Annotated in this window: 28 protein-coding genes; 5 read left to right on the top strand and 23 right to left on the bottom strand. The window is 71.9% G+C overall.

Annotated features, from left to right (window positions below):
- Positions 1 to 21 precede the first annotated feature (21 nt).
- Positions 22 to 1,005, bottom strand: a complete 984-nt coding sequence (locus ACIG5F_RS14990) for a helix-turn-helix domain-containing protein (protein ID WP_396518249.1) — start codon at positions 1,003 to 1,005, stop codon at positions 22 to 24.
- Positions 1,006 to 1,232: 227 nt separating this feature from the next.
- Here ACIG5F_RS14990 and ACIG5F_RS14985 point away from each other — a divergent pair, with 227 nt between their 5' ends.
- On the top strand, positions 1,233 to 1,796 hold the full coding sequence (locus tag ACIG5F_RS14985) for a hypothetical protein (protein ID WP_396518248.1): 564 nt from the start codon (positions 1,233 to 1,235) through the stop codon (positions 1,794 to 1,796).
- Positions 1,797 to 1,859: 63 nt separating this feature from the next.
- On the opposite strand, the gene ACIG5F_RS14980 is transcribed toward ACIG5F_RS14985, so the two are convergent.
- Positions 1,860 to 2,609 (bottom strand): maleylpyruvate isomerase N-terminal domain-containing protein, encoded by a 750-nt coding sequence (locus ACIG5F_RS14980; protein WP_396518247.1) that lies wholly within the window; start codon positions 2,607 to 2,609, stop codon positions 1,860 to 1,862.
- 83 nt (positions 2,610 to 2,692) lie between these two features.
- Here ACIG5F_RS14980 and ACIG5F_RS14975 point away from each other — a divergent pair, with 83 nt between their 5' ends.
- Positions 2,693 to 3,127 (top strand): hypothetical protein, encoded by a 435-nt coding sequence (locus ACIG5F_RS14975; protein ID WP_396518246.1) that lies wholly within the window; start codon positions 2,693 to 2,695, stop codon positions 3,125 to 3,127.
- Here the strand turns inward: ACIG5F_RS14975 and ACIG5F_RS14970 are convergent.
- The 9 genes from ACIG5F_RS14970 to ACIG5F_RS14930 all read right to left on the bottom strand — a co-directional run bounded on the left by ACIG5F_RS14970 (position 3,114) and on the right by ACIG5F_RS14930 (position 13,004).
- A complete protein-coding gene (locus ACIG5F_RS14970; RefSeq protein WP_396518245.1) occupies positions 3,114 to 3,299 on the bottom strand; it encodes a hypothetical protein in 186 nt (61 codons plus the stop codon). The genes ACIG5F_RS14975 and ACIG5F_RS14970 overlap by 14 nt on opposite strands.
- The gene (locus ACIG5F_RS14965; RefSeq protein WP_396518244.1) at positions 3,296 to 5,110 is read right to left on the bottom strand and encodes an ATP-binding cassette domain-containing protein; all 1,815 of its coding nucleotides are present in this window, start codon (positions 5,108 to 5,110) and stop codon (positions 3,296 to 3,298) included. Before ACIG5F_RS14965 ends, ACIG5F_RS14970 begins: the two co-directional genes overlap by 4 nt.
- Positions 5,110 to 6,957: an ABC transporter ATP-binding protein gene (locus ACIG5F_RS14960; protein WP_396518243.1), complete on the bottom strand. Its 1,848-nt coding sequence runs from the start codon at positions 6,955 to 6,957 to the stop codon at positions 5,110 to 5,112. Before ACIG5F_RS14960 ends, ACIG5F_RS14965 begins: the two co-directional genes overlap by 1 nt.
- Before the next feature lie 80 nt (positions 6,958 to 7,037).
- Positions 7,038 to 7,472 carry a response regulator transcription factor gene (locus tag ACIG5F_RS14955; RefSeq protein WP_396518242.1) on the bottom strand — a complete coding sequence of 145 codons (435 nt, stop codon included), beginning with the start codon at positions 7,470 to 7,472 and terminating at the stop codon, positions 7,038 to 7,040.
- Complete coding sequence (locus ACIG5F_RS14950) at positions 7,469 to 8,749, bottom strand: condensation domain-containing protein (RefSeq protein ID WP_396518241.1); 1,281 nt, start codon at positions 8,747 to 8,749, stop codon at positions 7,469 to 7,471. Before ACIG5F_RS14950 ends, ACIG5F_RS14955 begins: the two co-directional genes overlap by 4 nt.
- On the bottom strand, positions 8,746 to 9,012 hold the full coding sequence (locus tag ACIG5F_RS14945; protein ID WP_396518240.1) for a phosphopantetheine-binding protein: 267 nt from the start codon (positions 9,010 to 9,012) through the stop codon (positions 8,746 to 8,748). Before ACIG5F_RS14945 ends, ACIG5F_RS14950 begins: the two co-directional genes overlap by 4 nt.
- Positions 9,013 to 9,185: 173 nt before the next feature.
- On the bottom strand, positions 9,186 to 10,349 hold the full coding sequence (locus ACIG5F_RS14940; RefSeq protein WP_396518239.1) for an acyl-CoA dehydrogenase family protein: 1,164 nt from the start codon (positions 10,347 to 10,349) through the stop codon (positions 9,186 to 9,188).
- Positions 10,346 to 11,587, bottom strand: a complete 1,242-nt coding sequence (locus ACIG5F_RS14935) for a type III PLP-dependent enzyme (RefSeq protein ID WP_396518238.1) — start codon at positions 11,585 to 11,587, stop codon at positions 10,346 to 10,348. Before ACIG5F_RS14935 ends, ACIG5F_RS14940 begins: the two co-directional genes overlap by 4 nt.
- Positions 11,580 to 13,004 carry a class I adenylate-forming enzyme family protein gene (locus tag ACIG5F_RS14930; RefSeq protein WP_396518237.1) on the bottom strand — a complete coding sequence of 475 codons (1,425 nt, stop codon included), beginning with the start codon at positions 13,002 to 13,004 and terminating at the stop codon, positions 11,580 to 11,582. The genes ACIG5F_RS14935 and ACIG5F_RS14930 overlap by 8 nt, the downstream gene beginning before the upstream one ends.
- A gap of 194 nt (positions 13,005 to 13,198) precedes the next feature.
- Here ACIG5F_RS14930 and ACIG5F_RS14925 point away from each other — a divergent pair, with 194 nt between their 5' ends.
- Genes ACIG5F_RS14925 through ACIG5F_RS14915 form a run of 3 tightly spaced genes read left to right on the top strand, consistent with a single transcriptional unit; the run spans position 13,199 to position 15,536 of the window.
- Entirely contained in the window at positions 13,199 to 14,428 is a 1,230-nt protein-coding gene (locus tag ACIG5F_RS14925; RefSeq protein WP_396518236.1) for a methionine adenosyltransferase, read from the top strand.
- On the top strand, positions 14,425 to 14,637 hold the full coding sequence (locus tag ACIG5F_RS14920; RefSeq protein ID WP_396518235.1) for a hypothetical protein: 213 nt from the start codon (positions 14,425 to 14,427) through the stop codon (positions 14,635 to 14,637). The genes ACIG5F_RS14925 and ACIG5F_RS14920 overlap by 4 nt, the downstream gene beginning before the upstream one ends.
- Positions 14,638 to 14,654: 17 nt before the next feature.
- Entirely contained in the window at positions 14,655 to 15,536 is an 882-nt protein-coding gene (locus ACIG5F_RS14915) for a phosphotransferase (RefSeq protein WP_396518234.1), read from the top strand.
- Positions 15,537 to 15,568: 32 nt separating this feature from the next.
- On the opposite strand, the gene ACIG5F_RS14910 is transcribed toward ACIG5F_RS14915, so the two are convergent.
- From ACIG5F_RS14910 to ACIG5F_RS14855, 12 genes are all read right to left on the bottom strand, one after another.
- Positions 15,569 to 16,198, bottom strand: coding sequence for a histidine phosphatase family protein (locus ACIG5F_RS14910; protein WP_396518233.1), 630 nt, complete (start codon positions 16,196 to 16,198; stop codon positions 15,569 to 15,571).
- A gap of 62 nt (positions 16,199 to 16,260) precedes the next feature.
- Entirely contained in the window at positions 16,261 to 16,461 is a 201-nt protein-coding gene (locus ACIG5F_RS14905; protein ID WP_396518232.1) for a hypothetical protein, read from the bottom strand.
- Positions 16,461 to 17,567, bottom strand: a complete 1,107-nt coding sequence (locus ACIG5F_RS14900) for a hypothetical protein (RefSeq protein WP_396518231.1) — start codon at positions 17,565 to 17,567, stop codon at positions 16,461 to 16,463. The genes ACIG5F_RS14905 and ACIG5F_RS14900 overlap by 1 nt, the downstream gene beginning before the upstream one ends.
- A 9-nt stretch (positions 17,568 to 17,576) precedes the next feature.
- The gene (locus tag ACIG5F_RS14895) at positions 17,577 to 18,701 is read right to left on the bottom strand and encodes a hypothetical protein (RefSeq protein ID WP_396518230.1); all 1,125 of its coding nucleotides are present in this window, start codon (positions 18,699 to 18,701) and stop codon (positions 17,577 to 17,579) included.
- A 35-nt stretch (positions 18,702 to 18,736) separates the two neighbouring features.
- Complete coding sequence (locus ACIG5F_RS14890) at positions 18,737 to 19,525, bottom strand: SDR family NAD(P)-dependent oxidoreductase (RefSeq protein WP_396518229.1); 789 nt, start codon at positions 19,523 to 19,525, stop codon at positions 18,737 to 18,739.
- Positions 19,522 to 20,520 carry a hypothetical protein gene (locus ACIG5F_RS14885; protein ID WP_396518228.1) on the bottom strand — a complete coding sequence of 333 codons (999 nt, stop codon included), beginning with the start codon at positions 20,518 to 20,520 and terminating at the stop codon, positions 19,522 to 19,524. Before ACIG5F_RS14885 ends, ACIG5F_RS14890 begins: the two co-directional genes overlap by 4 nt.
- Complete coding sequence (locus tag ACIG5F_RS14880) at positions 20,517 to 21,635, bottom strand: nucleotidyltransferase family protein (protein WP_396518227.1); 1,119 nt, start codon at positions 21,633 to 21,635, stop codon at positions 20,517 to 20,519. The genes ACIG5F_RS14885 and ACIG5F_RS14880 overlap by 4 nt, the downstream gene beginning before the upstream one ends.
- Positions 21,636 to 21,639: 4 nt before the next feature.
- Complete coding sequence (locus ACIG5F_RS14875) at positions 21,640 to 22,413, bottom strand: HAD family hydrolase (RefSeq protein ID WP_396518226.1); 774 nt, start codon at positions 22,411 to 22,413, stop codon at positions 21,640 to 21,642.
- On the bottom strand, positions 22,410 to 23,483 hold the full coding sequence (locus ACIG5F_RS14870; protein WP_396518225.1) for an inositol-3-phosphate synthase: 1,074 nt from the start codon (positions 23,481 to 23,483) through the stop codon (positions 22,410 to 22,412). The genes ACIG5F_RS14875 and ACIG5F_RS14870 overlap by 4 nt, the downstream gene beginning before the upstream one ends.
- A gap of 85 nt (positions 23,484 to 23,568) precedes the next feature.
- Positions 23,569 to 24,537: a transketolase family protein gene (locus ACIG5F_RS14865; protein ID WP_396518224.1), complete on the bottom strand. Its 969-nt coding sequence runs from the start codon at positions 24,535 to 24,537 to the stop codon at positions 23,569 to 23,571.
- Positions 24,534 to 25,313 (bottom strand): transketolase, encoded by a 780-nt coding sequence (locus ACIG5F_RS14860; protein ID WP_396518223.1) that lies wholly within the window; start codon positions 25,311 to 25,313, stop codon positions 24,534 to 24,536. Before ACIG5F_RS14860 ends, ACIG5F_RS14865 begins: the two co-directional genes overlap by 4 nt.
- Entirely contained in the window at positions 25,310 to 26,176 is an 867-nt protein-coding gene (locus ACIG5F_RS14855; RefSeq protein WP_396518222.1) for a phytanoyl-CoA dioxygenase family protein, read from the bottom strand. The genes ACIG5F_RS14860 and ACIG5F_RS14855 overlap by 4 nt, the downstream gene beginning before the upstream one ends.
- Positions 26,177 to 26,306: the final 130 nt, after the last annotated feature.

Raw genomic sequence — 26,306 nt, 5'->3', positions numbered from 1 at the left:
ACGGGTCGTTCCGAGGCTTGCCTAGCGGCTGGGCCAGTCCCAGCGGATGCCGAACACGCCGGGGCCGAAGCCCAGGGCGACCGAGTGCACCCCGCCGGACGGGTCGAGCGTGAGGTTGCGGCGACGCGAGGGACCCTCCTCGCCGGCCGGCACGGCGTACTGCTGGCAGCGGGCCGGCAGCCGCGACTGGTCGAAGCGGACCTCGATCACGTACTCCCGCACCGGCAGCCGGAACTTGCGGCAGTAGGCGTTGCCGCTGGCCGGGAACTGCGGACCGGTGTGGTTGAGCTGGTACTCCATGATCACGGTGTCGCCGCGGGCCAGCGTGCGGTCGAAGACCAGCTCGGCCACCAGGATGCTGGACTCCTCGTCCACCGCGGTCCGGCCGACCCGGCAGTTGCTCAGGTTGGCCAGCTCGGGGATCACACCCGGGCCCGACTCGGCGTCGTAGACCATCACCCAGCGGTCCGCGCCGTCCTGCTCCGCGCGCAGCACCTGGCGCACCCACAGGGAACGCTGGCCGCCGTCGGGGGCGATCTCGATGCGGTCGTGCTGGCTGAGCCGGCCGAGCCGGCAGTCGGAGCTGGTGTCGACCCGGTTCAGCAGCGTGGCCAGCCGCTCGCGACGGGACCACAGCGCGTCGATCGGCAGCACCCGGGTCGGCCGGCTGCGGCGACCCCGCGGCCGTGGCGGCCCCAGCAGCGCCGTCAGCGAGCTCGGCGGCACACCGAGCACGGCCTCCAGGTGGCGCAGTGCCTCAAGCGACTCCGGGCGTTCCGGGCGTCTGCGGCCGGACTGCCAGTAGCTGAGAGTGGCGACGCTGATGGTGATGCCGCGCAGCCCGAGCCGGTGCTGGATGCGGTCCAGACTCAACCGGCTGGTCTTGATCGCGGCGCGCAAGGCGTCCGGAAACGGTCCGGTGGCCAGCAGGCCGACCAGTTCGTCCCGGTCGGCTGGCACGGTGTCGGCGAACGACAGGTCCGGATGACCAGCAGCGATCGTCATAGTGACTCCTCGCTGTCAACTTGTCACGCAGCAGTGACACTACTGGGTGAGCACGTGACCATGGCACCTCTGAACGGAGGCTGTGTGTACTCCTATTGGCGTAAAGTATTACTTGGAGTCGCCAGGTGTCCAGTCATACCCGGTTCGACGGTCACGCTTCCGGGTTGGTTCACCTTAGTGTCGGCCCTTGGGCAAGCCCCCAACCGGCCGCCCCGTAGGCTGGCTCGGTGACCGCCCCGAGACCCGCGGGCGACCGCGTGTTCGCCGACGTGGCCACCGCCGTGCTGGGCCCCGGGGACCACCGGTTCGCCGACCTGCTCGACGTGTTGGCCCAGATGCCGGCCGGTCAGCTCGATGTGGTGCATGCCAACGACGACCTGCTGCCGCGGCTGGCCCACGAGAACGGCCTCGACGCCGCGCTGGCCGCCGCCCGCCTCGCCCTGCGGCCCGGCGGCCTGTTCATCGCCGCCGTGCCCGAGCTCGACAAGCTCCGCCGCCTGCGCCCCACCGCCCCGCCGCCCCGGGTCTCCGGCCGCGGCGACCAGCGCCAGGTCACCGTGCAGATCTGGGACTGGGCCGAGGACGGCCAGTCCTACGGCCTGGAGGTCCTGCAACTGGCCCGCTCCGGCAGCGAGTGGGAGCTCATCCGCGCCGTCTCCACCCGCCACCAGGTGATCACCGGCGCCCAGGTCACCGCCGGCCTCACCGCCGCCGGCTTCGCCGCCGTGCAACGCCTCACCCCCAAGGAGAGCGGCCACCCCCTCCCCCTCTGGGTGGCCGTCGCCCCTTAGCAACTGCAAACCCCAATCCCGCATGTGGCAAAAAAGAGGGAGCGGGCGGGTGCGGGGAGGGGATTAGCCGAAGGTGACGTGCTTGGACCAGAAGGCGAGCAGGTCGGCGTCGCCGGTCACGCCGGTCGGCTCCTGGCGGCGGTAGATGATCAGCAGCAGGTCGGTGAGCGGGGCTTCGACGGTGACGGCGGCGTCGGCCAGGCCGCGCTGGTTCACGATGGCGTCGCCGGTGAGGTCGACGTGCCAGGCGAGGTCGGTGTCGGTGGCCCGGAACGAGAGGGTGCGGCCGGGACCGAGGAGATCTCGCTTGGCCGGGTTGTACTCGAAATGCTGAGGGAGGGCGTCGAGTGCCATCCACTCGTCGATCGCGTTGGTGACGACCTCGGGCGCGGCGGTGAACGGCCGGCCGGCGGCCTGCATGGCGTCGGCGCGGTGGACGAGGGTCTCGTGGGTCATCCGGCGGGCGAAGAACGACACCGGCAGCGGGCTCAGCGGCGTCCACACGACGGTGTCCGGCCCGGCGTCGCGAATCGAGGCGGCCAGCTGTCGCGCCCCGTCCAGCAGCCACCGCACCGGCGGCTCGCCGGAGTCGTCGCCGTCGACGTCGCGGCTCGGATCGGGCACCGGCTCCTGGGCCCGGGTCCGGGCGATCTCCTCGATCCACGCGTGCGCCCCGCCGAGGTGGCGCAGCAGCCCGCCCAGGCTCCACTCGGGGCAGGCCGGCACCCGGGCGGTCAGGTCCGCGCCGGCCACGTCGGCGGCCAGCAGCTCGGTCTGGGTGACGATCTCGGCGCAGTGGCGCTCGAAGTCCATCGGTCGTGTCCCCTCAACGAATTGGCATCGGTCACCCTAAGGTCGGGGCCACTTCCGCGTCCTCGACATTACGATTCATCCGCATGTGGGGGATTGTCCTGGTGCTCGTGGCGCTGGCTGGGGCCGCGCTGGCGATTGTCGACCTCTATCGGCGGGCGGCCGCGATGCGGCAGGCCGGGTACGCGATGTTCAGCCGGCTGCCGCTGTCGGAGCTGCCGCGCCCGGTCCGGCGCACGCTGCTGCGCACGATCCTGCGCGGCGAACCAGTGCCGCCCGAGCTGCTGCCCAACGCCCGCAACTGGGCCAACTACATGGCGCTGTCCGCGGGTTGGCGCATGACCTACGTCTGGCTCGCGGTCACGCTCGCGGCCCTGCTGCTCAACATCGTCACGAGCGGCGACCCGCTGACCAACCTGACGTTCTGGCCGTTGGTTGGCTGCGCGGTCGTCCTGGCGGTCAGCGGCATGCTGGCCTCGCAGTACCGTCGCGCGGCCCAGCGGCTGCTCAGGGAGACCTGACCGGCGCGAACCGTTGCGCCAGCTGCATCGCGCCGAACAGGTTGACCCCGACCGTGCCGCGCAGGTCGTCCAGGCTCAGGCTGAACACCCGGATGCCGGAGTCCTTGAGCGAGCGGCACAGCTGCCGGCCGAGCTCCCGGGACACACCGGTGACCACAGCGGTCGGCCTCACCGGTCGCCCCCAGGGCGGGACAGGTCGTAGGCGCGGGCCTGCAGCCGGTACAGCTCGCTGTAGCGCCCGCCGGCCGCGAGCAGCTCCTCGTGGCTGCCCTGTTCGACCAGCCGGCCCCGGTCCATGACCAGCACCAGGTCCGCACCGGCCACTGTGGACAGTCGATGCGACACGATCAGCGTGACGGCGCCAGTGCTCGCGGCCAGCCGCCGGGCCCGGGCCATGTAGTGCTGGAAGATCGCCTGCTCGCTGGGCGCGTCCAGGGACGCGGTCGGCTCGTCCAGCATCAGCAGCACCGGCTCGGTCCGCATGCTGGCCCGGGCCAGCGCGGTCTTCTGCCACTGGCCCTCGGACAGGTCCAGCCCGCCGTACGCCGGCGACAGCCGCGTCCGCATGCCGTGGGGGAGCCGGCCGACCAGGTCGACGGCGTCGGCGTCGGCGATCGCCCGGGCCAGCGCGTCGGGATCGTCCAGGTGGTCGATGTCGCCCAGCCCGACCGCCTCGGCGAAGGTCATCTGCTGGTAGCGGCCGAAGTCCTGGTAGGCGGCGCTGGTGTGGCGCCGCCAGTCCGGGGTGTCCACCGCCCGCAGGTCGACGCCGTCCACGGTGATCCGGCCCGAAGACGGCTGGTAGAACTTGCTCAGCAGCTTGACCAGCGTGGACTTGCCGGAGCCGAACTCGCCGACCAGCGCCACCACGCTGCCGGCCGGCAGCAGCACGGTGACGTCGTCGATGACGCGGCGGTCGGTGCCCGAGTAGCTGAAGCCCAGGTGCTCCACCATGATCCCGGTGGTCAGGCGGGACGGCGCCGGCGCGTCGCCGGCGATCGCGGCCCGCTCGTCGGCGACGTAGGACCGCAGCCAGAGCAGCGGCTCCAGATAGATGCCGGCGTTCATCGTCGTCGTGAGCTGGCCGACCGCGGTCTGCACGGTCTGCTGCAACGTGATCGTCAGCGTGACGACGAGGACCACGTCGCCGGCCGCCGACGCGCCGGACCGGGCCAGGTTCATCACGACGGCCAGCAGGGCGGTGAACGCGACCACGAACACCGTCCAGCCCAGGGCCCGCAGCCAGGCCGCCCGCACCCGGGCGGCATAGCGGCCGGCGGTCGCCTCCCGCATCGCGGCGGCCTGCGCCCGCGCCACCACCGGACCGGCCTGGGCGGTGCGGATCTCCTTGCCGGCGTTGGCATCCGTGGCGATGTCGAACAGGTGCTGCTGGAGCCGGAAGGCCTCGGCCGTGTCGGTCTCGGCCCGGCTCTCCAACGCCCGCGCCCGGCGGTCGCACCACAGGGGAGCCAGCGCGAACACGAGCAGCACCAACAGCCACGGGCTGACCGTGCCCAGCAACAGCAACGTCAACACCAGCTGCACGACGGTGAAGCAGGCCCGCACCGCGGTCCACATGCCGCCGACGATCCGCCGTGGCGCGTTGCGCAGCACGGTGACGCGGTCCAGGTAGTCGCCGCGTTCGAGATGCTCGATCTTCTCCAACGTGGCGATGTCGCGCAGGATCCGTTCCTCCAACGCCACTGCGGCCTTCTCCACCACCATGAACAGGCCGACGAGGCCGTGCAGGCGGTTGAGCACCAAGACCGTGGTGCAGCACAGCGCGGCGATCACCGCGGCCGTCACCGCGACGCCGACGTGCGCGGTGACCAGGTTGTTGACGGCGGCCCGCATCGCCAGCGAGACGCCGATGTTGGCCGCCACCAGCCCGATCTCGGTGGCGAAGACGGTGATCGTGAGCCCCCGCGCCACCCGCCACGAGATGCCGAGCAGCTCCAGCCACAGCCGCGGATAGCGCATCATCACAGGAGGTCCCCCTCGTCGAATCGGTCGTCGAAGCCCTGGTTGAACCGTTCGGCCTGGGTCGTGAACAGCGTGGCGTACCGGCCGTCGAGGGCCATCAGCTCGGCGTGCGAGCCGGACTCGACGATGCCGCCGCTGTCCAGCAGGACGATGCGGTCGGCCAGCCGCACGGTGGACAGCCGGTGCGAGATCAGCACCACCCCGGCCTGCCGCTTGTGCTCGGCCAGCCGGTGGAAGACCTCGAACTCGGACTTCACGTCCAGGTGCGCGGTGGGCTCGTCCAGCACCAGCAGCCGGGCGCCGCTGCGCAGGGCGTACATCGCCCGCGTCAGCACGACCTGCTGCCACTGGCCGCCGGACAGGTCGGTGCCGCCGGCGCGGGACCGCGTCAGCGGCGTGTCCCAGCCGCCGGGCAGCCCGGCGGCGATCCGGTCCAGTCCCGACTCGGCGGCCGCCTGCCGGGCCCGCTCGGGGTCGGCCGGCGTGCCCGCGTGCCCCAGGGTCACATTGTCCATAAGCGACAGTTGATAGCGGACGAAGTCCTGGAACACGATGGAGATCCGGCCGCGCCAGCCGTCGGGGTCGAGCCCGGCCAGGTCCTCGCCGTCCACGGTGATCCGGCCGGCCGTGGGGGTGTACAGGCCGGCCAGCAGCTTGATCAGCGTCGACTTGCCGGCGCCGTTGAGCCCGACCACGGCCAGCAACTCGCCGGGGTGGATCTCCAGGTCGAGACCGTCGAGCACGCGGCGACCCGAGGCCGGGTAGGCGAAGGAGACGTCCTCGAACCGGACCAGCGGCGCCCCGCGCTCCGCCTGGGACGCCGGCTGCCGACCGGTGACCGGGGACGGCGCGAGCTCGGTCCGGAGCTCGGCATAGGCCCGGCAGCCGGGAATCGCGCCCTCGATCTCCAGCGCCTCGGCGAAACCGAGCAGGTTGAGGATGGACCACCCCGCGCCAAGGACCGCCGCGGCGGCGGCCACGTTGCCCAGCGGACCGGCCGCCTGCCAGACGATCAGTCCGAACGCGACGGTCAGCGGCGGCGCGACGATCGCGGCGATCTGCCACTGGTCCACCGCGCTGCGCCGGCCGGCGTGCCACTTCGGGGCCAGCATCGCCATCAGCTGTTCCCGCCAGCGCCGCACCGCCCAGTCCTGCAGGCCGAAGGTGCGGCTCTCCTTGCCGTCGGTCCAGTCCACGGCCAGCTGCCGCCAGTGGTTGGCGGCGATGCCGGCCAGCACCCCGTCCCGCTCGATCTCGATGTGCTCCATGAACTGCCGGCGCCACAGCGACCGGCTCAGCAGCGCGGGCACGATCACCAGCGGCGCCAGCCACCAGGCGAACTCGGCCAGCACGACCGCGGAGGCGAGCACGCCCAGCCACCGCGTCATCAGGTCCAGCTGGGCGGTCGTGCCCTGGCCGGGCGTGCGCTCGGCCCAGAACTCCGGGTCGGCCCTGGCGATCCGGAGCAGTTCGCGCACCCGCGGCCGTTCCAGCGGGGCGATGCCCGGGCTGGACGCGGCCAGCTCGGTGATGGACGCCCGCCGGGCCGCGTCGATCCGTTGCGCCACCAGGTAAGTCACCGGAGTGGCCACGGTCTGGGCCAGGCGGCTGAGCAGCACCACCGCGCCCAGCAGCACCAGTGGGCCGGTCGTGGACCGGCCGGCGAGCAGCCCCGCGACCAGATTCTCCATCGCCAGCGCGGTCAACGCCGGCACCGCGCTGGCGGCCAGCTGGGTCAGCGCCAGGGTCGCGGTCGCCAGCGGGCCGGCGTGCCGCAGCTGGGCCAGCAGCATCATGCGGTCCCGCAGCAGCTGGGCCGCCCGGTGGCGGGAATTCGTCGGTGTCATCGGGGATCCATGTCTGCGGTCAGGACGAGTCTCGTGTGGTCAGTGAAGAAGATCGTCCACTGTAGACACATGGGGCGCTCCTACGTCAGGTAGCCCAGCTCGATCGCTCGGCGCGTGAGCAGGGCCTTGTTGTGCGCGCCGAGCTTGCTGCGGACGCGCTTGAGGTAGGTGTTGACGGTCTCCTCGGTCAGCCCCATGCGGGTGCCGATCTGCCGGTGGGTGAGCCCCTGGGCCACCCACCGCAGGGCCTCGACCTCTCGTCGGCCGAGCCTCGGCGGCGGGTCCGCGTCGCCGGCCGCCCGGAGCACGGCCGCGACCAGGCTCTCCGGCACGGCCTGCGCCGGGTCGGACGTGACGACCACGGTCCGCGGCCCGGGCGGATGGTCCGGGCCGCACACCACCACGTCCGCGTCCTCGCCGGGCGCGACGACCAGGGTGCGCCCGTGCGCGGCGAGCAGGTGTTCCACTCCCAGCCGGACGAGCGGATGCGGCAGCACAACCGCGACCCTGATCACCCGGAACCCCAGTGGCTCAACGAGTCCCGCAGCTCGGCGACCCGCGGCCGCTCGCCCGCGGCCAGCCGGCCCAGCTGGGCGTCGAACCAGTCGAGCACGCCCAGCAGTTCGGCCGGCGTGGCCAGCCGTGGGTCGATGCGCAGGTCGGTGCGGGTCTGCGGGCCCTGGAAGACCTTGAGGTCGAACGGCGCCCCCTCGTGCATCCTGGGCCGCACCCAGGTGTCGCCGTCGGGCGCCGGGGTTTCCGGCGTGTTGACGCCGGGCTCCTGCGTCATCACGTTCAGCGAGCAGTCCACGGCCGGCAGCGGACCGTGGGTCTCGACCAGCCGCGCCAACTCGTCGACGTCGTAGCAGCCGTGCCGGAACGCGGTCAGGCCGGCCAGGGCCGCCCGCTTGGCCAGCGCCACGAAGTCGGTCTCGGCGGTGACGTCCAGCGCCACCCAGGTGCGCTGGTTCATCGAGCTGACGATCCCCTGCCACTCGGGGGTGAGCCGGTTGGAGGCCATCAGCCCGAACACCGGGCGGCCGGTGTCCCGCAGGCGCGCCACCACCAGCGCGCTGAGCGCCAGCATGGCCGCCTGCGGGGAAACCCCCATCGCCGCGCTCGCGGCGGCCAACCGGGCGGCCGACGGCGTCGCCAGCCGCCGGGCCTCGACACGTCCGCCGGACACGGCCGACGACGAGCCGGCCGTGGCGTCGATGATTCCGCGCAGATACTCCATGGCCCGCTGCCGCCGCGTCGCCCACTGCTCGCCGTGCTGCTGCTCGGCCAGCCGGCGCGGGGACAGCGGGTGCTCGGTCGTGATCCGCGCGCTCTCGCGCACGAGGGCGCTGAACTCGTGGGTGATCCGGTCGAACGCGTAGCGGTCGACGAGGACGTGATGCATCGAAACGGCTACGTAGCGGGGAAATCCGTCCGCGTCGAGCAGGGGACGCGCCCGCCAGCCGTACTCACGGGCCAGGTCGAACTGCTGTCGGCCCAGTTCTCCCATGCGCCGCAACGCATCGGCGTGCGTGGTCCAGTCGTCCGCCGCCGGCTCCGGGTCGGGGCCGGCGCCCGGGTGGACGATCTGGCCGTCGGCGGTGAAGCGGGTGCGCAGGCCCTCGTGCCGGACGGCCAGCTGGCGCAGGGCCGCGTGCACGGTCTCCCGCGAGGCGCCGGCCGGGACCCGCCACAGCCGAACCTGGTGGTGCAGCGGAAGTTCTTCGCGCGGGACGGACTCAAGGGAGCGCAGCACGGACAGTTGTCCGAAGGTGAGCGGGGCCGTGGTGCTCACGTCGCCGGCTCCGGGTCACGCAGGCCCGCGATGACCTCCCACAGCCCGGCCGGGGTGGCGAACGTGTCCTCGGACAGCAGATGGTCGGGGATGGTGACGGCGAACGTCTCCTCCAGCTGCAGCAGCAGGCTGACGGTGGCGAGCGAGTCCAGGCCGTGGTCGGCCAGGTTCAGCGTCGGTGTCACCTGCTGGTCGTCGGCCAGCAGGGGCAGGAAGCCACGCAGGGTCTGTTCGAACGGGTCGGCCCACTGCGGTCGGCTCATCGGGACACTCCTCTCGGAAAAAGGGCGAAAAAAAGACCGGTGGGCGGCCAGTGCGGCCGCCCACCAGTTCTCTGTCAGCCGCAGATGGAGCGGGCGCACGTGCTGCGCTTCTTCATGGCTGACCTCCTCTCGTAGTGGGTCGGGTCGTGACCCGGGGCCTGGGCCCCGAGGGTTCAGGGGAGCCGGCCGGCGCCGTCGAGCACGGTCAACGTGCCGATGGCGGTCAGCAGCCGGTCGTTGGCGTAGTTCAGGCTCGCCGAGCGCAGGTCCCGGAAGTGCCGCTCCAGTGGCACCTTCGCGTCCCGCTGATAGCCGGTCATCGCGCCGCCCAGCTGGACAAGGCGGTCCACCGCGGCGAAGGTCAGCTCGGAGGCGGCGACCTTGAGCGCGTCCAACCTGATCTGGAAGGAGTAGCCGCCCAGTGCTCGGCCGGCGCGTCGGGCGTCGACGACCTCGTCGCGGATCCGTGCCAGGTAGGTCCCGCACAGCTCCAGCTCCATCCGGCTGCGGGCCAGCCGGTGCCGGACCAGGTCGCCGGCCGGGTCCATGCTGGACGATCGTTTCGGCGACCGGATCACGCCGACGATGCCGTCCAGCGCCGCCCGCGCCGCGCCGAGCCAGCACGCCGACCAGGTCAGGTGCCCGACCGGGATCATGCTGTCGGTGGCCACCGCGCGGAAGCCGCCCGGCTCGCCGACCACGTGCTCGCGGGGCGTGGCGCCGGACAGCGTCATGCCGACGCTGCGCGTGCCCCGCATGCCCATCGCGTTCCAGTCCCGCACGATGGTGGCGTTCACGTCGCCGCGGTCCAGGTGCACCAGGCTGACCCGGTTGGCCGGGGCGTCCGGCGCGGCTCGCATCGTGACCAGGAAACCGTCGGCCACCTCGCCGCCGGTGACCACGGGGGCGTCCCGGCGGACGCTGACCCGCGGGCCCTCGTCGACCACGGCCGAGCCGGCGGTGAGCAGGCTCGCGCCCTTGCCGGGTTCGGTGGTCACCGAGGCCAGGTAGTAGCCGTCCCGGGCGATCCGCGGCAGCAGCGAGGACCGCAGCGGATCCTTGGCGTGCCGCACCACCGCGTCGACCTGCTGGCAGTGCATCGCCCAGATCATCGCCGTGGACAGGCAGCTCCCGGCCAGCACGGCCGCCGCCGCCACCAGGTCGGTCAGGTCGCCGCCCATGCCGCCGTACTCGGTCGGCACCAGCAGCCCGAACAGGCCGGCCTCCCGCAGTTCGGCCACGCTCTCGTGCGGGAAACGGGCGGTGGCATCGACATCGGCCGCGTGGCGGGCCAGGACCGGCGCCAGCTCGGCGGCGATCGCCTCAGCCTTGCTCATGACACCTCCAGCGCGAGTTCGTCGAGGATCGGGGCCGCGGTCCGGGCCAGCCGGAGCCGGCTCGCGTCCGTGACTTCGCCGTTGGCCAGCACCACTTCCGTGGGCGCGTCCCGGCCGAGGAAGGCGATCAGGCTCGCGCTCAGCCCGTACGCGCCGACATTGGGCACGACCAGGCGGTCGCCCGGCGTGGGCACCGGGGCCGGCACGTCCCGGCCGAGCACGTCGGCCGGCGTGCAGAGCGGCCCGACCAGGGTCACCTTGGCGGTGACGCCGTCGCCGCCGTCCGGGGTGACCGCCGGCCGGGCCAGCCGGCCCAGCCCGGTCATGCCGCCCAGGTGGTTGATGCCGGCGTCGAGCACGACGTAGGTGTGCCCGGCAGTGGTCTTCACGTCCTGCACGGTGGTCACCAACCGGCCGCTGTCGCCGACGAGATAGCGACCGGACTCGAACGCGATCTCCATGGCGTCGGTCCGCCAGCCGGGCACACCGTCGTCCAGCGCCTCGGCCAGGGCCGCCCGCAGCCGGTGGTATCGCGGCCTGGCCCCGGGCCGGGCGTAGGGCGTCGCGAATCCGCCGCCCAGGTCCACAACCGCCAGCGGCAGTCCGGCCCGGTCCCGCAGTCGCGCCGCGAGGGCGATGCTCGCTCGGAAGGCGGCGATCAGACTGTCCTCGTCCCGAGCGTTGCTGAGCGGGAACAGGTGCAGCCCGACCAGCCGGGCCCCGGGCACAGCGGTGAACCGCGCCGGGTTGGCCAGCACCTGCTCCTCGTCCACGCCGAACTGGGTCGGGACGCCGGTCATCCGCAACCCGGTCGCGCCGTCGGACGCACCGTTGACGCGGAGCAGGACACTGGCCTCGACGCCTCGGGCGATCGCCGCCCGGCCGATCCGGTCCAGCTCGCCGGCGGACTCGGCGGAGAACCGCCGCACCCCGGCCGCGATGGCGTGCTCGATCTCCGCGATCGTCTTGCCCGGACCGGTGTAGAGGCAGTCCTCGGCGCGGAATCCGGCGGCCAGCGCGGCGGCCAGCTCCCCGGTCGAGCTGATCTCGGCCCGGCAGCCGGACCGGCGCAGTTCACGGGCCACCGCGACGTGCGGGTTGGCCTTGAGCGAGTAGTAGAGGACGGACTGCGCGGGCAGCGCGGCCCGCAGGTCGGCGAGCGCGCCGGCCACGGCGTCCAGTTCGTAGACGTAGTAAGGACTTCCGTAGCGACGAGTCAGGATGTCGAGGTCAGGCACGGGTCATCTCCGCGTGGTCGATCAGCGCGGCCAGCGCCGTGCGGTCGGTCTTTCCGTTGGCGCTCAACGGCATTCGGTCCAGCACGAGGCAGCGGGCAGGAACCTTCAACGGCTCCAGCCGGTCACGCAGCCGGCGCAGCGCCTCGGCCGGCTCCAGCGTGGTGACGGCGCACAACACCGCCTCGCCTTCGCCCCGCGGCGGCAGCACGGCCGCGTCCTCGATCTCCGGGACGGCTCGCGCCGCGGCCTCGATCTCGGACACGCTCGTCCGGACGCCCCGGTGCTTGAACAGCTGGTCGCGCCGGCCGTGGAAGTACAGGTGGCCATCCTGGTCGACGTGGCCGTAGTCGCCGGTGTGCAGCACGCGGTCGCCGGTGATCGGGTCGCGGGGGAACGGCTCGTCCGGCCAGTAGCCGGCCATGACATGCGGACCGTGCACCGTGATCTGTCCTTCCTCGCCGGGCGGCACCGGGGCGCCGTCCTCGCCGAGGATCCGCACCGTCGTGCCGTCCAGCGGACGGCCCACGGAACCGGGACGGACCAGGTCGTCGTCGGGCTCGCCGATCGTGACACGCTTGCATTCGGTCGTGCCGTACATCAGCTGCACCGCGGCTCCCGGAAACGCTTGCCGCAGCGCGGAAATGTGGTCGGCGGTGAGTTCCTGGCCGGTGTTGGTGAACAGCCGGACCGGCGGCACGTCGCCGCGCTTGGCCAGCTGCGCCAACATGGTGGCCAGCGACGGCACCAGCGGCACCACCGTCGCGCCGTGCTCGACCGCTGTGCTCAGCAGCCGGCCGTCGGCCCGTGAACCGCACAACACCAGCGTCCCTCCACTGTGGGCGGTCAGAAAGACTTGGTAGAGCCCGTAGTCGAAGGACAACGGGAGTCGGCACAGCACCACGTCGTCGGGCCGGTACCGCAGCCGGGCCGCGATCGCCTCTACGGCGAACAGCACCGACCGGTGCGGGCAGACCACGGCCTTGGGCGTGGAGGTGCTGCCGGAGGTGTACATGAACAGCACCGGGGCGTCGGCGTCGGTCGGGTGTGGTGGCGGCACGGCGACCGGCGCGGTGGCCGGCGGAGCGGTCAGCACGAGCGCGGGGCGCGCGTCCTGGCCGATCTGCTCCCATTGCGCCGGGCGCAGGTCCGAACCGAGCGGAACGGCGATCGCGCCGAGGCGGGAGCAGCCGTGGATCGCGGCCACGACCCAGCGCCGTGATTCGGCGCCGATCAGGACCCGATCGCCGGCCTTGACGCCGGCCGCGGCCATGGCCGCGGCGTACTGCTCGGTGTGTCCGGCCAGTTCCGCATAGGTCCACGCCCCGTCGGCGTCCACCACCGCAACGGTTTCCGGCCGACGTGCGGCCGCCATCGTGATGATGTCGTGCAGATAAAGTGGTTTCGATTCGCCGGTCATGTTTTCCGACCTCCCCGGTGACGAGATGAAACCTATCCGCCGGCGGCGAGAAGCGGCAACCACTGTTTCACGGTGCGATTTTTTGCTGCCTCGCGCTGGTGGATCCGTATGCTCCAAGGAAAGCGCTCGTCTTGACCGTTCGTCGGCCGGGCGCGTTCATCCCGTTCACCAATTCGCACACGTGAGGAACTTCAATGACCGCCGTACACTCCAGCACGATCCGCGTTCTGCCCGGTGACGCCGCCGACATCGAGGACCTGCCGTACGAGCTGGTCGAGCGCAAGGGCGTCGGGCACCCGGACACCATGTGCGACGCCATCGCCGAGCGGGCGTCCCGACGCTACTCGGAGTACTGCCTCACCGAGTTCGGGCGCGTCGCGCACCACTGGTTCGACAAGGTGATGATCTACGGTGGCGAGGCCGACATCGACTACGGGCGCGGCGAGATGACCAAGCCGTACACGGTGCTGTTCGCCGGCAAGGGCGCGTACCGCTTCGGCGACCGGGAGATCCCGCTGCGGCGGATCCTGTTCGACGCGGCCGCCGAGGTGCTGGCCGAGGTGACCACCGGCTTCGACCCGAAGCGTCACCTGGTGGTGGAGTGCGCGGTCGTGGACCACCAGGGCGCCGGCCGGGGCCACTCCCGCTACCAGCCGCAGGTGCTGGACGACCTGATCGAGATCGGCGACCCGCGCCTGGTCTCCAACGACTGCAACCTGTTGCACGGCTACGCGCCGCTGAGCCGGCTGGAGCGGCTGGTGCTCGGCGTGGAGCAGCACATCAACGGCCCCGAGTTCAAGCGGGTCAACCCGGACACCGGCTGGGACGTCAAGGTGTTCGGCAGCCGCAGCGAGGACCGGTTCAAGCTGATCGTGAACATGCCGTTCCTGGCCTCCCGGATCTTCTCGCTGGAGCAGTACTTCGAGCGCAAGCGGGAGTGCGAGCAGCAGATCGCCGCGTTCTGCCAGCAGCTGCTGGGCGCGCGGCCGGAGCTGCTGGTCAACCCGACCGACCGCAACGGCAAGCCGTACCTGACCGCGCTGGGCTCGGTCGCCGACACCGGCGACGTGGGCGTGGTCGGCCGGGGCAACCGGATCAACGGCCTGATCACGCCGATGCGCTCGATGAGCATCGAGGCGCCGGCCGGCAAGAACCCGTTGGACCACACCGGCAAGCTGTACGGCGTGCTGGCCCGCGACCTGGCCGCCGAGATCAGCCGGGAGACCGGGCTGGCGGTGGAGACGCACGTGTTCACCTCGAAGGAGGCCCCGCTGGGCTCGCCCGACGAGGTCATCGTGCGGGTGGCCGGCGGCGAACCCGCGCCCGAGACGCAGGAGCGCATCCACGAGATCGTGGCCCGGTCGCTGGCCGATGTCTCGGGCATCACCAAGGAGTTGGTCAGCACCGGGATCGTGATGTGGTGACCGAGGTCCGCCAGTACGTGGTCGGCTCCCGGTTCGCCCGGACCGGCCTGACCTGCGACGCGGAGGTGGCCGAGCAGATCGGCCGCCTCGCCGCGCCGTATCTGGAAGTGACGCCGGAAACCGTGACGGCGTCGGGCGAAGTGCCGGTCGAGTACGCGGTCGAGGGCTGGCTGCGCGACCAGGTCGCCGCCGGCCAACCCGTGCCATGAGCGGGCAGTCGCCGTCTGTGGCCCGGGTGATGGCGGCGGTCGCCGGCGGCGACGCCGAGCGGTTCGACGGACGTGGCGTCAACGCCTCCTACCGGGTCGGGCCGTTGTCGGTGAAGGTCCACCATCCGGCGATGTCCTCGGGGCTGACCGGCGACCGGATCCGGCTCGTCGACTCGGCTTTACGGGGCGCGCCTTGGTATCCGCCGGTGCTGGACCTGGGCTGGCACGGACTTGCCCTCGTTGTGGTCCGGCCCTTCGCCGAGGGACGGCCGGCCGACGACGGCCGCCGGCACGTCGGCGCGCTCGCCGGTGTCCTGGCCGGCCTGTCCGAACGGGCCGACGGCCTGGATGTCGCCGAGGAGCTGATCGCCGACTACGCGTCCCCGTGGCTGGCCGACACCGATCGGGAACTGGCTCAAACCCTGACGGTGCTCGGTGAGCACACCGCGCTGGCGGAGGCGCTGCGGGCGCGGCTGCCCGGTCTCGCTGCCGCGGCGAGCCGACTGTCCGGTGTGGACGCCTCGGTGCACCACGGTGATCTGCACGGCCGCAACCTGGTCTTCGCCGCCGGCCGGTGCACCGTGATCGACTGGGACGAGACCGGATTCTCCCGCCGGCCGGCCGACGCGGCCAAGGCGATGTGGCTGTCCTGTCGGCGCGCCCGCGGCGACTTCGAGCTGGATCACCTGGCTGTGCAACGGTTTCTGCGCGCAGTTCCGGGTGTCGACGCCGTCGACCTTGCCCGGCTCGGCGCGTTGTGGTTCGTGCCGAGCCGGCAGCACGTCACGCTGCTGGGACAGCGCGACGCGTCGTTGGCGCTGTGGTATCTCGGCTGGGTGTCCCGGTTCTGGTCCCGGCTCGGCCGCAATCTCGACATGCTCAGCGAACTGGCCGGCTGACCACGGGGTCAGCCGGCCAGTTCGGCGATCGCTTATTCGGGTAGGTGCCGGGTGTCGCCGAGCGTGACCACCTGTCGGTTGTGGAAGAAGTCATCCTCCCGCAGGGTGGTGATGCTGCCGGAGGCCCCGCGGAAGTTGACCAGCCCGCAGGCTTCCAGTGGCATCCCGATCCACGCCGCGATCACGAAGGTCAGCGCGAACCCGTGTGTCACCACGATCTGGTGCGAGCCGGGCAGCCGCAGCACGTCGTCCATGGCGGCGTAGACACGCCGGCCGAAGACCGCCTTGGTCTCCGCGCCCGCCACTCCTTCCTCGTGGCCCATGCGGTCGCCGACCGCCGGCGGGGGCACGAACCGCTGGTCCAGCCACGCCTGTGGCCGGCCCTCGGCCTCGCCGTACGACTTCTCCCGCAGCCGGCGGTCCAGCCGGGGCGACACGCCGAACGCCTCGGCCACCGCGTCCGCCGTCTGCCTGGTGCGCAGCAGATCCGAGCTGATCAGTTCCACTGTGGACTCTGCTGGCACGGCGGCCCGCAGCGCGGCGGCGATGGCCGACGCCGCCTTCTCCCCGGCCGGGGTGAGGGCGGAGTCGTGCCAGCCGCCGACCACGTGATCGATGTGATGGGTCGCCTCCGGATGGGTGACGACGTGGATCGTGCGCACGGTGTCGGGCGCCTTTCTGTTGTGGACAGCGGAAAATCAGGGGAGGGACAGCTCAAGGAGCGTCAGCCCCCACAGCAGGCGTGCTCGGCCAGCAGCCGCCGCAGCGTGGGGCCGGCCAGGAAACCGGACGCCACCAGGCGCGGCCGGGCGAGCACGTCGCGGACGAAGTCCCACAGCGGCCCGCCGGGTAGCTGGGCGTCCCGGGCGGCCTCCAGCAGCGCCACGTCGAACGCGCACCCCAGGTACCCGTAGATCCGGCACATCAGGCCGACTTGTTGTTCTCGCCGGCGGGCGCGAGGCGGCCGGCCGCCCACTCCCGCAGCGGCAGACCGTGCTCGACCGCACCGCGCTTCTCCAGCGCCGCCAGCACTTCGCGCAGCGACGGCAGGTCGTCGGCGGCCTCCCGGGCGCGGAAGCAGTACTCGTTGGAGATCTCGGCGTTCCACCCGATGGTCTCGTGCAGCTCGCCGCGGAGCAGGTCGAGGAACTCGTCCCGGCCGACGAAGGACGGCCGGTCGTCCCGGACCCGGCGGATCTCGGCGAACGCCTCGTCGATCAGGTCCAGCCAGGCCAGAATCGCCTCGGGCGCGTCGGCCGGCTCGGCGACGCCGAAGGCGTGTAGCCGACGGAACCGGGTGGCCAGGTCGGTCAGGTGCGCGGGCAGCCGGGCCAGGAACCGGCTGAGGTACTTGGGATTGCGGTTGGTGTTGCCGTAGACGTGGGTGAGGCCGCGGAACGTGTCCTGGCCGAGCTTGCGCGCGGCCACCAGCGCGGACTCGTGGTCGCCCTGCACCCACATGCCGGCCAGGTCGCGGAAGTCCGGGTAGCTGCCGACAGCGACGCGGAAGGCCGTGTAGCAGACCTCGCCCGGCGCCAGCTCGGCGGTGATCTCCTCATATGCCTCGGGATTGGTCAGTGGCACGCCGTAGGTCAGGCGGGACAGCAGCCGGAAGTCGACCGCCGACGACGCGAAGCTGGACGACTTGCGGGCGCGGCGCGTCATGCGCTGGTACAGGATGTGGTGCGCGGCCAGCATGTCCTTGACGGCCTGCGCGGTCCAGTACTCCACGTCCACGCCGAGCAGGCTGTCCGGGAGGTAGTCGAAGCTGGCCTTCACCCGGTCGCCGCTGGTGTAGTAGCGCATGTGCTCGGCCCGCGGGAAGGTCTCGCGGTGGAACCGCTCGTCGGGCTGCTCGGCGATCACGCAGAAGTCGAAGTCGGATGACGGCGTGCCGGAGCCGTCGACCAGGGAGCCGGACAGCATCAGCACGTCGCTGTCGACCAGATGGGCCTTGGCCAACACGGCGTTCTCGTCGAACTCCTCCATGCCGCGGATGCCGCTGGCGATGTGGTGGCGGAAGGTGATCATGGCCTCTCCTTAGACGGCGTGCCGGAAGTCGGTGGCCAGCTTGGCCAGGTCGGCGGCGCTGCCGACCTGGCAGCGCAGCACCGGCAGCCGGGCGATGTGGTCGAGGAAGTCGTCGAGCGAGGGCGGGACGGCCCGAGCGGCCACCGGGACGCGCAGCCAGTCCTCGCCGTAGAGGTTGTCGTCCAGCGAGAAGCAGTTGCGTTCGAGGACCTCGGCCACGTGGTCGGGCTTGGCCGCCTCGCAGCAGTAGTCGGCCTCGCGGTCCACCCGCGGCAGCAGCACGCCGGCCAGCACCGACTCCGCCACCACGTCGACCTCCAGGTAGCGGTTGACCTCCCGCGAGCTGAGCTTGAGCTTGTCCTCGCCGTGGAACTGGTCCCAGTCCGACTCCGGCCCCGGGATGCCGGCCCGCACGTCCCAGCCCGAGAAGTCGGTGATGCCCATGACGTCCAGCGATCCCTTGTTCACGGCCAGCGGCAGCGGGCACGCCGTCACCCGGTACTCGTCGCCGACCACGTCGAGGTGCATGCGGTCGTTGCCCATCCAGCCGGCATTCGGCAGCAGCCGCGACAGCGCGATCGCGGTGGTGGACTTGCCCGCGCCGGAGTCACCGATCACCAGATAGGCCCGACCGTCGAACACGAACGCCGACGAGTGCATGACCAGCGAGCCAGCCGCCGTGGCCCGCCGAGTGGCGGTGTCGCGCACGATCCGGGTGAGCCACCGGTCGCCCAGGCCGGAGTCGGGCCGCACGACGGCGATGCTCCGCTCGCCGCGAATCACCGCGGCGACCTCGTCGGAGTTCTCGTCGCGCAACGTGAACACGGTGTGGCCGTCGACCTCGTACTTCGGCTGGCGGAAGCCGCGCGTCAGTTCGTACGTGCCGGCCACGCCGGTCGCCGCATGCCACAGCAGCGCGGCGATCTCGGCCGGCGTGCGGATGTGGTCGACGATGGTCAGCTCAGGCTCGTCGCTGGTCTCGCGCACGTTGAGCATGCCCGGCGGGTAGAAGGTCTCGTCGAGCAGCGCTGCCGCGCCGTCCGTGCCGGTGTGGATCTCGACCGGCAGGTCGCGCACACTCAGCCGACGAGTCGCGCCGGTCGGGCCCGGCGTCGTGAACTGCTTGATGTCCATGGGTTTTCTCCCTCGTCTGTCTCGGGTTCGGCGGGTCAGACCGCCAGATAGCCGCCGTCCACCGGGAGATCCACGCCGGTGATGAAGCTCGCCTCGGGGGAGAGCAGGAACGTGACCGGCGCGGCCACCTCGGCCGGATCTGCGAACCGCTGAAGCAGGAATTTGCCGCCGTGCTCCGGGGCGGCCTCGGCGGTGGCCCGGTCCAGCCCGAGCACCTCGCGGTGGTAGCGCTCGTTGTTGGCGTTCCACACCGTGCCGGGGCTGACCGAGTTCACGCGGACGCCGCGTGGCGCCAACTCCTGGGCCACGCAGCGGGTGAACCCGAGCACGGCCGCCTTGCTCGTGTTGTACGTCAGGTAGCCGTCCTGCGCGATGTGCGCGGAGATCGAGGCGATGTTGACGATCGCGGCGTCGGCGTCCCGCTCCGGCAATCCGTCCGCGAACGCCCGGGTGACCAGCGACAGGCCGACGATGGTCGGGTCGAGGGCCGCGTGCCACTGGTCGGGAGTGGCCGCCAGCCCCTCGAACACGAAGCCGGCGGCGCAGTTGACCAGCAGCGTCGGCGTCGGCCAGTGCGCCGGCGCCGCGGCGAAGGCGTCCCGGATCGCCACCGGGTCCGTCACGTCGCCGACCGCCAGCGCGGCGGTGAGACCCACGCTGCGTAACAGCTCCTGCATCGCCTTGCCGTGCTCGGCGCTCTTGTCGAAGATCAGCACGTGGCAGCCCTCGGCGCACAGCCGTTTCACCACCGCCGCGCCGATGCCCTGAGCGCCGCCGGTCACCACGGCGGTCCGGCCCCGCAACCCGTTCGGATACCTGCTCATGCCGCGTTCCCCTTCCTGAGGGCGGTCCATCGCCGAAGCAGGTTGACAACCTCGTCGCGACCGAGGTCCTCGGTCGCGCCGTGCGGGGACACCAGGTCCCCCGACTCGTCCACGATGTTGTGATCGGCGGCGAACGCCGCGGTCGGCACGCCTGCCTCAGCCAGCGACCGGCCCAGCGGGGTGTGGTCGAGACCGTGTCCGTCGGCGGCGGTGAAGTACCGCCAGGCCTGGACCATGCCTTCCAGGTGGCCGGCGGACAGGTGCACGCCGTTGCGGCCCTCGGACAGCGCGATCCCGGGCCGCCCGCCGAGTGCCGCCGCCAGCGCACCGCGCAGCGAGGTCGGCGCGGCGGCGTTCGGGTTCAGGCTGCCGAGCAGGTTGGCTCGCAGGTCGGCGATCTCCCGGGTGCTGTGGCATTCGATCAGGCCCACCGAGGCCGGCGAATCCAGGTAGCCGGCCGCCAGCGCGGGCACGAAACCGTTGAGCACCACCGCCGCGCGGCCGTGCAGTTCGATGACCGACGCGTAGGAACCGGAGCCCAGCTTGTGGATGCCGGCCTGCCGGCAACGAGTCTCGACCGATGCGGCGGTCAGCTCGGGGTCGTGGGCGGCGACCTCGTACGCACCCACCACGGTCGTCGCGTCGAACCGCTGCCGCAGCGCGTCGAGTTCGCGGCGCGCCGCAGTGGACAGGGCTCGCTCGCCGTCGGCGGCCACGCGGTGCAGACGCGGGTAGTGCGCAAGGAGAAAGCCCAATTCGCCGTAGTCACGGGCCGGCATGACCGCGCAGCGCAGCACGGTCACATCGCCGTCGGCAAGCACCCGCACCGCTTCGGTCAACGACACGGCCGCGGTCTCGGCCGCGAGCACCTCCGGCTTCAGCATCGTCACGAAGTGCGTGCCGCCGACGGGAAAACCGGGCCGCAGCGGGCCGGTGTCCCGGCGCCGGCCGGGCCGGTCGAGCAGCGCGGCCAGGTCCCCCTGCGTTGTCGTCACTTCGCCCCCAACACGGGAATCCGCAAATCGCCGCCGAGTTCGCCCGGCCTGCGCACGTCGAACACCCGCCGCGAGATCGGGCCGCTCCACCGGTGCACCACCTGCTGGCCGTCGAGAACCTCGTCCAGGTAGGCCAGATCGTCCGGCCGGAGCTGGTCGAGCAGGGCCGGCGGCACACGGCCGGGGAACACCGCGTCGGTGTAGTGCAGTCCGAAGTAGACCTCGCGGGCGAAGCCCAGTCGCCCGGCCCGTGCGGTCAGCTCGGCGAAGTCGTCCAGCGTGAGCAGGGCCAGGATGTCCACCAGCTTGTACAGCACCAAATCCTTCAGCGCCAACACCTCGTGGCGCTGCCGGGCCTCGCGGGCCAGGTGCAGGCAGGTGAACACCAGCATGTCGGTCGGCGAGATCACGCTCAGGCCACCGAGGTCGGTGCGCGCGTCCAGCAGCGCCGACACCGCCTCGTCGCTGCGGTTGCCGGTCATCAGGTCGATGGAGAAGTGCATGTCCAGGCGATGGCACTCCAGCAGCGACGCCTCGGGGGTCGGCTTCATGTAGGTGTACGTCTGGTGCGAGTGCGCGGCCATGTGCAGCACCTGGCGGCGGGCCGCCGGCCGGACCGTGCCGGTGGCGTAGTCCCAACTTCCTTGTGTGTAGCCGTCTTCCCGCAGGGCCGCCGTCGCGTCGGGCAGCCGGTCGCGGTCGACCAGGATGTCGTTGTCGTGGAACGCCCGCATGCCGGCGTCGGGATAGGCCATCGCGGCCACGGCCGCGCCCTTGAGCACCGCGCTGCGCACACCGGCCCGCGCCAGCGTCTCCTGGACGTGCGCGGTGCGAATGGCCTGCTCCTGCGCCATCTGGCGTTGCCCGCCGGCGGTCACGCCCAGCGACTTCAGGAAGTAGGCCGACCGCAGCGTCTGCCGGTGCTGGATCGCGTGCCGCAGCACATTCTGCCAGGCCACGCCGAGGACGCGGTGCATGGTGAGCATCCCCAGCACCTGGTTCCAGTCCAGCGGCGCGTCGAGCAGCGTGAGCATCGCGTCCACCTCGTCGGGACGCGGATCCGGCAGCGCCAGCAGCAGCACCAGCCGGACTTCGGGGGACACCGGTTCGGACACCGGACTAGCTCCCTTCGGGACGGAAGTCGTTGAGGAACGCGGCCAGATCGCCGCGGAGGTGGTGGGTCGCGGCGGCCGCCGCCACCCGGTCGGCCCGCTCGGGGGCCGCGCTCACCGCGCAGGCGCTGAGCATCGGCACATCGGACGCCCCGTCGCCGACCGCCAGCGTGCGGCTCAGGTCCGGCTCGCCGAAGCGCTCCCGCAGATGCCGGGCCAGCGCGGCGGCCTTGCCGGTGCCGCTCGGTCGAACCACCCGCGCCCCGAACGGCCCGATCGGCTCCACCGCGCAGCCGAGGTCAGCCGGGATCTCGCCGCGGAACACCGTGATCGCCGTGAGCCGCGCCCGGGTCGACAGTGCCCGGGCGTTGATGCCGATCTGCCGTCGCGGCAGTCGGTACGCCATGGCGAACTGCGCCGCCGCCCGCGCCGTGGTGGCGTGGAACTCGCCCGAGGACTCGGCGACCAGGTCGGCCGCCGGATCGGCGAGCAGCCGCGCCAGCGCCTCGGGCGGGCAGGTTCGCAGGCAGTCGAGCCGGTTGGCCCGCCGGTCCAGCCGGGAGTTCCCCTCGCTGACCAGGACCGCGTCGTCCACCTGCCCGAACAGTTCGTCCAGATGCACCAGGTTGCGGACCGAGCGCGCGGCCCGGCCGGTGACCACGATCGGCAGCACGCCGCGCGCCCGCAACGCCCCGAGCCCGCCGACGATGCCGTCGTACGGCTGGTCGGCCTCGTCGATGAGCGTGCCGTCCAGGTCCAGCGCGGCGTAGCGGATGGTCACGACAGCGCGGCCACGAAGGACTCGAAGTCCCGCAGTCCCACCGCTTCGGTGGCCGGCCGCAGCGGGCTCTTGAACAGGAACGCGCACACCTCGTCGACCACGCCGGCGACCCCGTTGCCGCGGGCCGCCGCGGCCACCCGGATCGCGTTGGCCAGCACACCCGCGGCGTTGGGGCTGTCCTCCACCTCCATCCGGATCTCCAGCGACAGCTGGGAGTTCAGCACCGAGTCAGCCTCGATGCGCAGGAAGCCCACCTTGCGGTCAAGCAGGTGCGGCACGAACCCGTTGGGGCCGGCGGCGACCGTGCTCGCGTCGATGCCGGCGGCGGTCAGCGCGCGGCGCTTGGACTTCTGCTTGCTCGCGGACCGGCCGGGGTCGGCCAGGTTGAGGAAGTCGGTGTTGCCGCCGACGTTGAGCTGGTAGGTGTTGACCACGCGCAGCCCGCGCGAGTGCAGCAGGTCCAGCAGCGCTGTGTGCAGCGTGGTCGCGCCCAGGTGGCTGCGCAGGTCGTCGCCCAGCAGCGGCACGCCGTGGCGCTCGAACAGCTCGACCAGCTCCGGTTCGTGCGCCACCGGCTCCGGCGTCGCGTTGACGAAGGCCACGCCGGCCAGCGCGGCGGCCCGGGCGTAGGCCTGCACGGCGTCGGTGGATCCGGTCGGCAGCAGGCACACCAGCACCTCGGCCCCGGTCTCCACCAGCCGGCGGCGCACCACGTCGGGTTCCATGCCGACGCTGTCCGGGTGCACGGTCACGATCCCGCTCAGCGGCCCCTGCACGCCGTCCAGCAGCGGCCCGGGCTCCACCAGCACGCCGGTGGTGTCCACGGTGACGTGCTCGGTGGCCGCGACCGGCGACTGGAAGATCGCCTTGCTCAGGTCCAGCCCGACCTTGCCGGCGTCCACCTCGAACGCGGCGACGAACTCCAGCTCGCCCAGCCCGTAGCCGCCGATCCGCGGATGCATGATGCCGGCCAGCGGCACGGTGCTCTGCCGCGCCAGCGCCGCGACCTGGACCAGACTGGAGGAGCAGGAGCCGACTCCTGCGATGGCGACTCGGAGAGACCTGTTCATGGCGTCACGAACTCCTGTAGGTGAGGGACACTCGGAAAATCGAGCACGGCGGCGTCGGCCGGGACCGGAGGGTTTCGCCGCGAGGTCACGAGATCGCCTCGGCCAGCGGCGACCGAGCGGCGGTGGCGTTGTCCCGGATCCAGGCCAGGACCTCCGGGCGTCCCGGGATGCCGAAGTGGCCGTTGAGGAAGTCGGGCGTGCCGACGACGTAGGGGTAGCGGTCGGGCACGCCCACCCGCAGGAACGGCACGCCGCGCCCGGTGCCCGCGATGGCCTCGGCCACGGCGCTGCCCAGTCCGCCGATCACCGAATGGTCCTCCAGCGTGACGATCGGCAGCCCGTCGGCGACCAGGGCCGCCACCGCGGCGGTGTCGAACGGCTTGATGCTGGGCATGCTGACCAGCCGCACCCGCACGCCGGCCGCGGCGAACTCGTCGACCCAGCCGCGGGCGACCGCCAGCATGTTCCCGGTGGCGATCAGCGCGGCGTCGTCCCCGTCGGTCACGGTGACGGCCTCGCCGATCCGAATCCGCGTGCCAGGCGGGTGGATCTCCGGCAGATCGTGGTTCTCCAACCCGAACCGCACGTACACCGGCCCGTCCACGGCGCGGCACTGGGCCAGCAGTTGACGGGCCTCGGCCAGGTCGCCGGGGCACACCACCGTCATGTTGGGCAGGGCCCGCGCGACGGCGATGTCCTCGATGGCGATGTGGGCGATGCCGGAGGCGCTGCGGGTGAGCCCCGAGCTGGTGCCGATCAGCCGGATCCTGGTGCGGGCGAACGCGGCGTCGACCCGGATCTGGTCGAACGGCCGGTAGAGCAGGAAGGTGCTGCAGTTCCACAGGAACACCTGCTTGCCGGCGTAGGCCAGGCCGGACGCGATGGACACCGCGTTCTGCTCGGCGATGCCGACGTTGAGGAACCGGTCCGGGTGCTGCTCGATGAACCGCTCGGTGCCGTCCAGCTTGCCGTCGGCCACCACGAGATACGTGTCGTCGGCGCCGGCCGCCTCGGCCAGCAGCAGCTCGGCGACCAGTTCGCCGACGGCGGTCACCGCAGCTCCCGCAGACTGGTGACCAGCTCGCCGAAGCTGAGCCGCCGGTAGTGCCACTCGGCCTTGTCCTCCATCATGGACACTCCTTTGCCCTTCACCGTTGTCGCGATGACCGCCTTCGGCCGGTCCTGCGGCGCCCGCAGCGCCTGCTCCAGCTCCTCGACCGAATGCCCGTCCACCCGGTGGCACTGCCAGCCGAACGCGGCGAACCGCTCGCCGAGGTCGGACCGCACGACGCTGCTGGTCACGAACGAGCCCTGCAGCCGGTTGTCGTCGACGATCACGGTGAGGTTGTCCAGGTCCAGGGACGGCGCGAGCATCGCGGCCTCCCAGATCTGGCCCTCCTGGCACTCGCCGTCGCCGACCAGCACGTAGGTGTGGTAGTCGCGGCCGTCGTGCTTGGCCGCGAGCGCCGTGCCGATGCCGATGGACGGCCCGCGGCCCAAAGGCCCGGCGTCGGCCTCCAGGCCGGGCAGGCCGTAGCGGGCCAGGATCGCCGGCACCTCGCCACCGTCCACATTGAACTCGTCCAGCCGCTTCCGCTCGATCAGGCCGGCGGCCGCCATGGCCAGGTAGATCGCCGCGGCGCAGTGGCCCTTGCTCGGGATGAACCGGTCCCGGTCCGGCCAGTCCGGACGCCGCGGGTCGAGCCGGAGCACCTTCAGGAACAGGGTGTGGATGATCTCGATCGCGGACAGGTTGGACGGGATGTGGCCGGTGACCGCGTGCGCGGTCATCCGCACCACCTCCCGGCGCAGCTGTTGCGGGGTGGTCATCGGCTGGTCCCTTCGGTCGCGCGCGCCTCGTGGTGCTTGATCTGGCGGCTGGAACGCATGCGCCGCATCACTTCGGTCCGTGGCAACGGATGCGCGTCGTCCCAGGCGATCGTGTTCTCCATCAGCTCCCGCACGACCGGCGTCATGCGGTCGAGGTAGCCCGGCTCCCGCATGTAACGCCACGAGGTGTGGCCGCCGGTCGGCTCGTCGGCGGCCTGCACGTTCACGTGCAGCGTGCGGCGCGGCGTGCCGGCCCGGCCGGTGCCCCGGTGCAGCGCGTGGTGGTTCATGAACAGCACGTCGCCGGGCCGGCACCGGACCGAGATCTCGCCGGGCAGCGGCCCGGTCCCGTTGGCGTCCACCGCCGCGCGTTCCTGGTCGGTCAGCGGCCGTCGGTGGGAGCCGGGCACCACGCGGAAGCAGTCGTCGTCGGTGAGGCAGACGTTGAACTGCACGTGGCTGCTGCGACCGTCCGGGTGGTACCGGTCGTTCTCCATGTTGTCCTTGTGCCAGTTCAGCTCGTAGTCCACACGGGACGGTTCCCACAACGCGTGCGCGGTCCAGAAGCGGAGCCGGTCGCCGAGCACCGCGTGCGCGAAACCCGTCACGCCGGGGTGCTCGAACACCTCTGCGAAGACCGGGTCGTACAGCGAGGGCTCGAAGATGTGGCTGACGCCCCAGGTGTCGCTGCCGTTCTCGCCGCGCAGCGTGTACCGGGTCTCGTACTCCTGTGGCTGCGCGCGGACCTTCGACACAGTGCGGTCAACGGCGGACCGCCACCGGGTCAGCGCCGGTTCCGCGATCGCGCCGGGCACCACGGTGAAACCGTGCTCCCGGAACGCGTCTGCGTGTTGCTCCATCATGGATCGAGCTTGCCGCCGCGACGGGCGTTTGTCCGGCCGGGTATCGCCCTGCGGAACCGATCCGCCGCTTGTTTCGTGCGGTGGAACGAACTCAGCCGCCCGGCGGGAACACGCGGAGCAGAGCGGCCAT

Source organism: Kutzneria sp. NPDC052558 (assembly GCF_044547355.1).
In the GTDB taxonomy this organism is placed as follows: Bacteria; Actinomycetota; Actinomycetes; order Mycobacteriales; family Pseudonocardiaceae; genus Kutzneria.
The sequence above is the reverse complement of the archived record's forward strand: the minus strand, read 5'-3'. Positions and strand labels throughout refer to the sequence as shown.

Coding starts and splice junctions, on each gene's coding strand:
- ACIG5F_RS14990 (WP_396518249.1), bottom strand. CDS start 1,005: ATGACGATCGCTGCTGGTCATCCGGACCTGTCGTTCGCCGACACCGTG.
- ACIG5F_RS14980 (WP_396518247.1), bottom strand. CDS start 2,609: ATGGACTTCGAGCGCCACTGCGCCGAGATCGTCACCCAGACCGAGCTG.
- ACIG5F_RS14975 (WP_396518246.1), top strand. CDS start 2,693: ATGTGGGGGATTGTCCTGGTGCTCGTGGCGCTGGCTGGGGCCGCGCTG.
- ACIG5F_RS14965 (WP_396518244.1), bottom strand. CDS start 5,110: ATGATGCGCTATCCGCGGCTGTGGCTGGAGCTGCTCGGCATCTCGTGG.
- ACIG5F_RS14960 (WP_396518243.1), bottom strand. CDS start 6,957: ATGACACCGACGAATTCCCGCCACCGGGCGGCCCAGCTGCTGCGGGAC.
- ACIG5F_RS14945 (WP_396518240.1), bottom strand. CDS start 9,012: ATGAGCCGACCGCAGTGGGCCGACCCGTTCGAACAGACCCTGCGTGGC.
- ACIG5F_RS14940 (WP_396518239.1), bottom strand. CDS start 10,349: ATGAGCAAGGCTGAGGCGATCGCCGCCGAGCTGGCGCCGGTCCTGGCC.
- ACIG5F_RS14930 (WP_396518237.1), bottom strand. CDS start 13,004: ATGACCGGCGAATCGAAACCACTTTATCTGCACGACATCATCACGATG.
- ACIG5F_RS14925 (WP_396518236.1), top strand. CDS start 13,199: ATGACCGCCGTACACTCCAGCACGATCCGCGTTCTGCCCGGTGACGCC.
- ACIG5F_RS14905 (WP_396518232.1), bottom strand. CDS start 16,461: ATGTGCCGGATCTACGGGTACCTGGGGTGCGCGTTCGACGTGGCGCTG.
- ACIG5F_RS14900 (WP_396518231.1), bottom strand. CDS start 17,567: ATGATCACCTTCCGCCACCACATCGCCAGCGGCATCCGCGGCATGGAG.
- ACIG5F_RS14895 (WP_396518230.1), bottom strand. CDS start 18,701: ATGGACATCAAGCAGTTCACGACGCCGGGCCCGACCGGCGCGACTCGT.
- ACIG5F_RS14890 (WP_396518229.1), bottom strand. CDS start 19,525: ATGAGCAGGTATCCGAACGGGTTGCGGGGCCGGACCGCCGTGGTGACC.
- ACIG5F_RS14870 (WP_396518225.1), bottom strand. CDS start 23,483: ATGAACAGGTCTCTCCGAGTCGCCATCGCAGGAGTCGGCTCCTGCTCC.
- ACIG5F_RS14860 (WP_396518223.1), bottom strand. CDS start 25,313: ATGACCACCCCGCAACAGCTGCGCCGGGAGGTGGTGCGGATGACCGCG.
- ACIG5F_RS14855 (WP_396518222.1), bottom strand. CDS start 26,176: ATGATGGAGCAACACGCAGACGCGTTCCGGGAGCACGGTTTCACCGTG.